Annotated in this window: 7 protein-coding genes and 1 pseudogene; 7 read left to right on the top strand and 1 reads right to left on the bottom strand. The window is 74.1% G+C overall.

Annotation, left to right across the window (positions count from 1 at the left end):
• Window positions 1-133: 133 nt before the first annotated feature.
• Complete coding sequence (locus tag AB0917_RS32085; protein ID WP_366823231.1) at window positions 134-1,045, bottom strand: hypothetical protein; 912 nt, start codon at window positions 1,043-1,045, stop codon at window positions 134-136.
• Between the two features lie 281 nt (window positions 1,046-1,326).
• On the opposite strand from AB0917_RS32085, the gene AB0917_RS32080 reads away from it, so the two are divergent.
• From AB0917_RS32080 to AB0917_RS32050, 7 genes and pseudogenes are all read left to right on the top strand, one after another.
• A complete protein-coding gene (locus AB0917_RS32080) occupies window positions 1,327-1,917 on the top strand; it encodes a DUF5709 domain-containing protein (RefSeq protein WP_366823230.1) in 591 nt (196 codons plus the stop codon).
• Window positions 1,918-1,983: 66 nt separating this feature from the next.
• The gene (gene gndA / locus AB0917_RS32075; protein WP_366823229.1) at window positions 1,984-3,426 is read left to right on the top strand and encodes an NADP-dependent phosphogluconate dehydrogenase; all 1,443 of its coding nucleotides are present in this window, start codon (window positions 1,984-1,986) and stop codon (window positions 3,424-3,426) included.
• Window positions 3,427-3,570: 144 nt separating this feature from the next.
• Window positions 3,571-4,644 carry a Dyp-type peroxidase gene (locus AB0917_RS32070; protein WP_366823228.1) on the top strand — a complete coding sequence of 358 codons (1,074 nt, stop codon included), beginning with the start codon at window positions 3,571-3,573 and terminating at the stop codon, window positions 4,642-4,644.
• Window positions 4,644-5,441 (top strand): family 1 encapsulin nanocompartment shell protein, encoded by a 798-nt coding sequence (locus AB0917_RS32065; protein ID WP_366823227.1) that lies wholly within the window; start codon window positions 4,644-4,646, stop codon window positions 5,439-5,441. The genes AB0917_RS32070 and AB0917_RS32065 overlap by 1 nt, the downstream gene beginning before the upstream one ends.
• A 467-nt stretch (window positions 5,442-5,908) precedes the next feature.
• Entirely contained in the window at window positions 5,909-7,171 is a 1,263-nt protein-coding gene (locus AB0917_RS32060) for a diaminopimelate decarboxylase (protein ID WP_366823226.1), read from the top strand.
• Window positions 7,172-7,648: 477 nt separating this feature from the next.
• Window positions 7,649-8,599 carry an NUDIX hydrolase gene (locus tag AB0917_RS32055; RefSeq protein ID WP_366823225.1) on the top strand — a complete coding sequence of 317 codons (951 nt, stop codon included), beginning with the start codon at window positions 7,649-7,651 and terminating at the stop codon, window positions 8,597-8,599.
• A 120-nt stretch (window positions 8,600-8,719) separates the two neighbouring features.
• Window positions 8,720-8,935, top strand: a pseudogene (locus AB0917_RS32050) (PIG-L family deacetylase); the annotation flags it as partial.
• Between the last annotated feature and the right edge of the window lie 127 nt (window positions 8,936-9,062).

Raw genomic sequence — 9,062 nt, 5'->3', positions numbered from 1 at the left:
GGCGCTACGACCCATGAGCCGAGTGTACGTCCGGCCGGGCGCGCCCCGGCCCGCCGGGAGCGAAGCGGGGCACGTCAGGCGCGCCGAGGGGCCGTTCCGGGGCCGGTGCGGCGGTGCTGCCGAAGGGGCGGGGTCAGGAGGTCCCTTCCGCGAGCCGGACCGTGGAGAGAATCTTCCGTACGGTCGCGTCGGGCACTTCGTCTGCGACGCCGCGTACCCCGACGAACGTCCAGGAGACGATCTCGCCCTTCGCGTCCTCGAAGGCGAACGCGGTCGCGCTGCCGTCGAAGTCGCACCGGCCCTTCGCCTCGACGCCGGACGAGGTGGCCGTCGCGACGCTGCCGGTGAGGCCGGACTTCGTCGTGAAGGGCTCGGCGGGGCCGGTGGTCACCTTGTCCTCGTGCGGCTGGGCGTAGCTGCCGTAGACCCACAGGCGGGCGTTCTCCCGGGCCGCTTCCTCCGTGCTCCGGGCGCCGCTCTCGCCCCGCGAGCCGGCGGAGGCGAGCGCGGTCTCCTCCTTGGTCCCGTCGCTGTCCTCGTCGGAGAGGCACCACTTCTCCTTGAGGATCGCCGGGGCCGAGAAACCGACGAGCGGGGTCTCCTCGGGGTCACTGTCCTCGGCCACGTAACTCACCCAGGCGGTCGGCTTCGGCGCCCACTGGGCCGGTACGTCGAAGGCGATGCCGCGCTTGGGGTTGACCACGGTCTTCCAGCCGGGCACGAGGGGCCCCGCAGTCGCGGGCCCGTCGGACGGGGCGACGGAGTCCGCGGGCGTCGGCCCGGCCGCAGGCTTCTCCTCGTCGTCCCCGCCGAGGAGCAGGAAACCGGCGACCCCGGCGGCGGCGACCACGGCGGCCGCCGCACACACGGCGACGATCGCGGACCGGCGGCCACCGCCCGGCGGGGGTGACGGCTGCGGGTGGGCCGCTACACCCGACGGGACGGTCGGCGCCGCCCAGGGAGGGGGAACGGCCCCTCCGTACTGCTGCTGCCCTCGCTGAGGATAAGAGTGCTCGCCGCCGGGCGACTGCGATCCGTTGGTCATAGGAGGCAACCCTATGCACGGGCCCACCGGACGGTACGAGCACCCTGTGCCGCCGCTTCCGCACCCCTGTACGACCCGGGTCGCGCCCCCGTACAGACCGGGCCGTAGCCCCGTACGACCGGGGCCGCACCCCCCAGTACGGACAGGGCTGCGACCTCCGTACGGACCGGCCGACGCACCCCGGCCGAGAACCGGAATCCGATCTTCCCTTTGCGGCGGGCGCGGGACCGGAGTGGAATTGCGTACAGGGGCCAGTGGTTCTCCCGAGGAAAGGACGCGCCATGAGCGACACCGACTGGGGGGACGACGTCTACCAGCCCCAGGAACCGGAGGCATCCGACCCCGAGGAACAGCTCGGCGCCGAGGACACGCTCCTGGACCCCTCCGGCACCGGCGACCCCCTCGACGAGGGCTATTCGCCGCCGGACCGGCCCTGGGTGGTCGAGGGTCTCGGCACCACGGCTGCCGAAACTCTCAGGGGCGAGTCCCTCGACGCCCGGCTGACCAGGGAACTCCCCGAGACGCCCGGATTCACGGGCGACGGGGTGGGGGACCTGGCAGACGGGGACGGCGAGCTCTGGGACGGCAAGGTCGGCGTCGCCCGCGCCGGGCGGCTGACCCAGCAGGCGGACGGCAGCGTCCCGGCCACGCTGACCGCCAGCGACGTGGGCATCGACGGCGCGGCGGCCTCTGCCGAGGAAGCCGCGATGCACGTGATCCCCGAGGACGGGGACGACGAGACCCTGCTGGACGGTTCGCTCCCGGACGGCGCGCTCGGCGACGGTGCCCGCGCTTCTGGCGACGGTGCGGCTGGCGACGGCTCTCCCGCCGGAGGTCCTCCCCGCGGCGGCTCTTCCGCCGAGGGCTCCTGAGCGCCGCCACCACCGCCCCCGCCCCGTACCCCCTGACCGACCACCCCCGGAATCAGGAGCACACAGATGAGCGGCACCGCACAGATCGGCGTCACCGGGCTCGCGGTGATGGGCCGCAACCTGGCCCGGAACTTCGCCCGCAACGGCTTCACCGTCGCCGTGCACAACCGCACCACCTCGCGGACCGACGCCCTGGTGAAGGAGTTCGGCGACGAGGGCACGTTCGTCGCCGCGCGGACCCCCGAGGAGTTCGTCGCGGCTCTGGAACGCCCCAGGCGCCTGGTCGTCATGGTCAAGGCCGGGGATCCCACGGACGCGGTGATCCAGGAGTTCGCGCCGCTGCTGGAGGACGGTGACGTCATCATCGACGGCGGCAACGCCCACTTCGAGGACACCCGCCGCCGGGAGAAGGAGCTGCGCGAACGCGGGATCCACTTCGTCGGGGCGGGCATCTCCGGCGGCGAGGAGGGCGCACTGCACGGCCCGAGCATCATGCCGGGCGGCTCGGCGGAGTCGTACGAGTCGCTGGGCCCGATGCTGGAGAAGATCGCCGCGAAGGCGAAGGACGGCACCCCCTGCACCGCGCACATCGGCCCGGACGGGGCCGGGCACTTCGTGAAGATGGTGCACAACGGCATCGAGTACGCGGACATGCAGCTGATCGCCGAGGCGTACGACCTGCTGCGCCGGGTCGCCGGTTACTCCCCCGAGCGGATCGCCGACACCTTCCGCGGCTGGAACACGGGGCGGCTGGACTCGTACCTCATCGAGATCACCGCCGAGGTCCTCGCCCACACGGACGCGGACACCGGCAAGCCGTTCGTCGATGTCGTGCAGGACCAGGCGGAGCAGAAGGGCACCGGGCGCTGGACGGTGCAGATCGCGCTCGACCTGGGCGTTCCGGTCTCCGGGATCGCCGAGGCGGTCTTCGCCCGCTCGCTCTCCGGCCACGCGGACCTGCGCGAGGCGTCGCGGGAGCTGCCGGGACCGGTGGCGGAGCCGCTGGACGAGGCGGCGGCGTCGGCGTTCGCGGACCGGGTCGAGCAGGCCCTGTACGCCTCGAAGATCGTCTCGTACACGCAGGGTTTCCACCAGATCCGGGCCGGCGGCGAGGCGTACGACTGGGACATCGACCTCGGTTCGGTTGCGGCGATCTGGCGTGCGGGCTGCATCATCCGGGCGGCGTTCCTGGACCGCATCCGGGCCGCCTACGACTCCCGGCCCGAGCTGGTGAGCCTGCTGTCCGACGAGGAGTTCGGGCGGGAGATCGGGGCCGCCCAGGACGACTGGCGCGCGGTGGTGGCGGAGGCGGCCCGCCAGGGTGTGCCGACGCCCGGTTTCGCCGCCGCGCTGTCGTACTACGACGGGCTGCGCGCGGACCGGCTGCCCGCGGCGCTCACACAGGGGCAGCGGGACTTCTTCGGGGCGCACACCTACCGGCGTACGGACCGGGAGGGGACGTTCCACACGCTCTGGGGCGGGGACCGGTCCGAGACCGAGGCCGGCTGAGGCGTACGCCCCTGAGACGTACGCCCCCGGGGGCGCGGGGGCGGGTCCCCGGGCGGGCCACCCCGGGTGCGGGCGTGTGCGGGACGTGGCTTAGTGGGCTGCGAGCCCTGTACACGATCCGTCCGAGGCCTGGAGTGTGCGCGCATGTCCCAAGCCGTACCCGATCCCGTCTCCGTCCAGCCCGTCGTGGCTCCGCTGACCAACGCGGCGATCATCCTCGTCGGCACGGTCGAGCCGGGCGGCGAGGAAGCGGTACGGGAGGTGCTGCCGGACCTGGCGGCCGTCGCCCGCTCCCTCGGCTTCCGCCACCCCGACGCGGGCCTCGCCTGCGTGGCGGGGTTCGGCTCCGCCGCCTGGGACCGGCTGTTCGACGGACCGCGCCCCGCCCGCCTCCACCCGTTCCCGGAGCTGCGCGGCCGGCTCCACCACGCCCCGGCGACCCCGGGCGATGTGCTGCTGCACATCCGGGCCGAGCGGATGGACGTCTGCTACGAGTGGGCGGCGCAGCTGCTCACCAAGCTCGGCGGGGCGCTGCGGATCGTGGACGAGACGCACGGCTTCCGCTATCTCGACCACCGGGATCTGCTGGGCTTCGTGGACGGTACGGAGAACCCGGTGGGCGACGACGCCCGCTCGGCCGCGCTCGTCGGCGCGGCGGACGACCCGGAGTTCGAGGGCGGCAGCTACGTCGTCGTGCAGAAGTACCTGCACGACCTGGCCTCCTGGAACGCGCTCTCCGTGGAGGAGCAGGAACGCGTCATCGGCCGCACCAAGTTCGACGACGTGGAGTTCCCCGACGAGGAGAAACCCGCCGACTCCCACCTCGCGCTCAACACGATCACCGACCCGGACGGCACCGAACGCGACATCCTGCGGGCGAACATGCCGTTCGGGAACTTCGCGCAGGGCGAGTTCGGCACGTACTTCATCGGGTACGCGGCCGACCCCGACGTCACCGAGCGCATGCTCCGCAACATGTTCCTCGGTGACCCTCCCGGCACGCACGACCGCATCCTCGACTTCTCCACCGCGGTCACCGGCTCCCTCTTCTTCGCCCCGCGCGCCGACTTCCTCGACGCCCCGCCGCCCCCGCCCCCTCCGATCCGCTCCGGGGCCCGGCCGGAACCGGTGGCCGTACCGGTCCGGCAGGAGCCCCCCGCCGCCGGGTCGGACCACGGTTCGCTGCGCCTCGGCAGCCTCCAGGAAAGCGCCCAGTGATGAACAATCTGCACCGCGAACTCGCACCGGTCACCCCCGCCGCCTGGGAAGAGATCGAGGAGGAGGCGCGGCGCACCTTCCGCCGCCATGTCGCGGGCCGCCGCGTCGTCGACGTCTCCGATCCGGACGGTCCCACCACGGCCGCGGTCGGTGACGGTCATCTGCGCGACATCGACCCGCCCGCCCCGGACGTCTCGGCCCGAGCGCGTACGTCGATGCCGGTCATCGAGTGGCGGGTGCCGTTCACGGTGACCCGGCAGGCCGTGGACGACGTCGAACGCGGCTCCGCCGACAGCGACTGGCAGCCCGTCAAGGACGCGGCCCGCACCTGCGCTTTCGCCGAGGACATGGCGCTCATCGACGGGTACGCGGCGGCCGGGATCACCGGTCTGCGGGACGGCTCGTCGCACGACCCGCTGCCGCTGCCCGCCGATGCGCGGGACTATCCGGTGGCGGTCAGCCAGGCGGTGACGCGGCTGCGGCTGGCCGGTGTCGACGGGCCGTACCGGCTGCTGCTCGGCGCCGACGCGTTCACCGAGGCCGCCGAGACCTCCGACCACGGGTATCCGGTCAAGACCCATCTGAGCCGTATCGTGGACGGCGAGATCCTGTGGGCACCCGCGGTCAGGGGCGGGGTGCTGCTCTCGACCCGGGGCGGCGACTTCGAACTCCGCCTGGGCCAGGATCTGTCGATCGGCTACGCGGACCACGACGCCACCGGTGTCCACCTCTACTTCCAGCAGGCGTTCACCTTCCGGATGCTGACGCCGGAGGCAGTGGTCGGGCTCATCGCCTGAGGTGCGGCCGGTCCAGAGCCATCCGCCGAAGACCTGTGGGGGCAGCCATCACCGACTCCGGCCGTACGACACAGAAGCCTTCCGCACCGCTCGGACGGGCCACCGCATCGCCGGGCACCACCGGCCCGGCACCTACGGGCACCGCGCGACCTGCCTCTCCGGACAAAGCCTCCCTTGCGCCTGCGGGCACGACCTGGCCGGCACCTCCGGACATGGCCTCTTCGGCGTCTCCGGGCGCAGCTCGGCCGGAGCACCCGGGCACGGCCCGCCCGGAGCACCCGGGCACGGCTCGGCCGTCGTCTCCGGACACCGCCCGCCCGGAGCCTCCGGGCACCGCCCGACCTGCCTCTCCCGACACCGCCCCGCCGGCGTCTCCGGGCGCCGCCCGACCGGAGCCTGCGGGCGCGGCCCCGCCGACCGTCGACCGTTTCGACGCGGCCGTCCGGGCCGCCGTCGGGCAGGGGCTGTTGAGCGAGTCCCGCCCGGTGGCCGGGTTCATCGACACGGACGGGGTCCGTTCGTCCGTCACGGCGCTGCGGGAGGCCTTCGCCCACAGCCCCGGTGTGCTGCACACCTTCGCGGCCAAGGCCTCCTCCCTCATCCCGGTCCTGCGGCTGCTCGCCACCTGCGGCATGGGGTGCGAGGTGGCGAGCCCCGGGGAGCTGCGGCTCGCCGTCGAGGCCGGTTTCGCACCGAGGACGATCGTCCTGGACTCCCCCGCCAAGACCCGTGAGGAGATCCGGCTGGCGCTCGCCCTCGGGGTGGCCGTCAACGCCGACAGCCTCGACGAGCTCCACCGCATCGACTCCCTGCGCCACCGGGACGCCCCCTCCGTCCTCGGGCTGCGGGTCAATCCGCAGGTGGGCGGCGGCACGATCGGCCCGATGTCCACGGCGACGGACACCTCGAAGTTCGGGGTGGCTCTGCGCGATCCGGGCGCTCGCGAGGCGGTCGTGCGTGCCTTCGAGACCCGCCCGTGGCTCACCCGTCTGCACGCCCATGTCGGCTCCCAGGGCTGCCCGTTGGAGCTGATCGCGGCGGGCGTGGCGCAGACGTACGAGCTGGCCGAGGAGATCAACGTACGCCTCGGCACCCGGCAGATCACCAGCCTGGACATCGGCGGCGGGCTGCCGGTCAACTTCACCGACGACACCGTGCACCCCACCTACGCCGCCTACGTGGACGCGCTGACGGCGGCCGCCCCCGGGCTCTTCTCCGGGCGGTACGCGCTGGTCACCGAGTTCGGCCGGTCGCTCCTCGCGAAGAACGGCTTCATCGGGGCGCGGGTGGAGTACACGAAGGAGGCGGGCGGCCGCCGGATCGCGCTCACCCACGCGGGGGCGCAGACCGCCACCCGTACCGTCTTCATGCCCGACTCCTGGCCCCTGCGGATCGGCGCGTTCGCCGCGGACGGCTCACCCAAGCGCGGACGGGTGCTGGCGCAGGACGTCGCGGGGCCCTGCTGCTTCGCCGGCGATGTGGTGGCACACGGCCGGGAGCTGCCGGAGCTGGCCGAGGGCGACTTCGTCGTGCTGTACGACACCGGGGCGTACTACTTCTCCACCCCGTGGGCGTACAACAGCCTGCCGCGCCCCCCGGTGTACGGCTTCCGCTCCACGGCGCCGGGCGGCGAGGTGACGTTCGCGACGGTGCGGGAGGCCCAGACGATGGACGCGATCGCCGCGGAGAGCGGCCTGGCGCACGCGGAGGCGCTGACGGGGCCGGGCTGAGTCCGGCCCCGTACCGTGCGAACCGGCCGGCGCGGGGGCGGCTTCGGCGCCGGCCCCCGCGCACCCGCCTACGGCCTGCCGCCTACGCCCCGGCGGGCTCGGGCTGTGGCTCCGGGTCGGGCACGGGGTCCGGACCGGGTGCCGGGGGCTGCGGGATCGGGTCCGGGGCGGGCCCGGGAGGCACCGGCCCGGGGCCCGGCGGCACGGGCGGCGGGGTCGGCACGGGGGTGGGCGGACCCGGCACGGGCGGAGGCGTCGGCGAGGGCGGTACGGGTTCGGGGTACGGGTGGGTCATTTCGATCCTCCACAACAGCATGAAAGGGACAGATGGAGCTTTCCTCCACCGTCTCCCGGTGCGGCTGCCCGCGCCTGCCGAGTCCATACGTACGCACGGCCGCAGGCTCTCCCGTCACCCGCTGGGGCGGTCCATCGCCGAACCGCACCAACCGGCCGCCCGGCCGGCGCTACGGTCTCCACGTGACCGAGCAACCGCCTCCCGCGACCGGGGCCCCCAGTCCAACGTCCGCCACCGGCTCCACCGCCGCCGAGCCGGCGAACGCCTCGGCACTCATCCGCAACGACGCCGGTCAGTACCTCATGCACCTGTGCGACCACCTGCCGGGCCTGATCTGGGAGCCGGGAGCCTGGTCGCTCCTGGGCGGCGGCCGCGAACCGCGGGACCGGTCGCTGGAGGAGACGGTACGCCGGGAGCTGCGGGAGGAGGCCGGCCTCGACCTGCCCGTACTGGAGCCGTACGCCGTCGAGAACGCGACGGGCATGGACGGCACGACGGTCCCGGTGGCCGTCTACTCCGGCCGGTGGAACGGCGACCCCGCCGGGCTCACGCTCACGGAGGGAGTGATGCTGCACTGGTTCGCCCCGGAGGTCCTTCCCCGCCTGCGGATGAGCCGCTCGACCCTCGACCTGGTCCTGCGCCACGCGGCGGATGCGCGGCAGCCCCGGCCGGCGGCGCATGCGCCGTGTGCGACGGCCGTCCCCAACATCATCGGCGTCCATCTCCACCTGGAGGACGCCGACGGCCGGGTGCTGCTCGGCCTGCGCCACCCCGACTCCCCGTACGCCGGAGGGGTGCACCACTTCCTGGCCGGGCACTGCGAGCGGGAGTCGGCCGTCGCCTGCCTGGTGCGGGAGGCGGAGGAGGAGGCCGGTCTGGTGATCGACCCGGCCGACGTGGAGTTCGCCCACGCCGTCCACCTCGCCCACACGCCACGAGCGCAGCCACGGCTGCAACTGGTCTTCCGGGCCCGCCGCTGGCAGGGCACCCCCGAGGTCCTGGAGCCGGACCGGTGCGTCAGCTGGGGCTGGTGGCACCCCGACGACCTCCCGGAACCGATCGTCCCGTACGCCCGCGCGGCCATCGGGTCCATCCGCGCGGGGGTCCCGTACAGCGAGCTGGACTGGGGCTGAGGCCCCGCCCACACCGGCCCGGCACCCGTACCCCGACGGGTCCGGCCCTCATACCCCGACAGGTCCGGCCCCCTACCCCGACAGGTCCGACTCCCGTACACCGACAGGAAGGCGCCCACCATGTCCCTGCCGAGCGTGCTCGCCATTCACGCCCACCCGGACGACGAGTCCCTCTTCTCGGGCGGCGTGCTCGCCCAGCACGCCGCCGCCGGGGCGCGGACCGCGGTGACCACAGCGACCTGGGCGGAAGGGAGCCACCGGGTCACCGAGCTCACCCGGGCCCTGGAGATCCTGGGCGCGGGGGCGCCCCGGCTCCTCGGCTACGCGGCCGCCCGGGGGGGCGGGGGGGCCCCCCGGCGGCCCGCCCGGGGGGGGCCCCCGGCCCCGCGCAAACCCCCCCCCCCCCCCCCCCCCCCCCGGGGGGGGGGGCCCAACGAAAAGCAACCCCAGGCCGGGGGCCGCC

The organism is Streptomyces sp. NPDC007346 (assembly GCF_040703535.1).
In the GTDB taxonomy this organism is placed as follows: domain Bacteria; phylum Actinomycetota; class Actinomycetes; order Streptomycetales; family Streptomycetaceae; genus Streptomyces.
The sequence above is the reverse complement of the archived record's forward strand: the minus strand, read 5'-3'. Positions and strand labels throughout refer to the sequence as shown.

What these genes read in the sequence shown, in the direction of transcription:
- gndA (WP_366823229.1), top strand. Translation starts at nt 1,984, where the DNA reads ATGAGCGGCACCGCACAGATCGGCGTCACCGGGCTCGCGGTGATGGGC.
- AB0917_RS32080 (WP_366823230.1), top strand. Translation starts at nt 1,327, where the DNA reads ATGAGCGACACCGACTGGGGGGACGACGTCTACCAGCCCCAGGAACCG.
- AB0917_RS32085 (WP_366823231.1), bottom strand. Translation starts at nt 1,045, where the DNA reads ATGACCAACGGATCGCAGTCGCCCGGCGGCGAGCACTCTTATCCTCAG.
- AB0917_RS32070 (WP_366823228.1), top strand. Translation starts at nt 3,571, where the DNA reads ATGTCCCAAGCCGTACCCGATCCCGTCTCCGTCCAGCCCGTCGTGGCT.
- AB0917_RS32065 (WP_366823227.1), top strand. Translation starts at nt 4,644, where the DNA reads ATGAACAATCTGCACCGCGAACTCGCACCGGTCACCCCCGCCGCCTGG.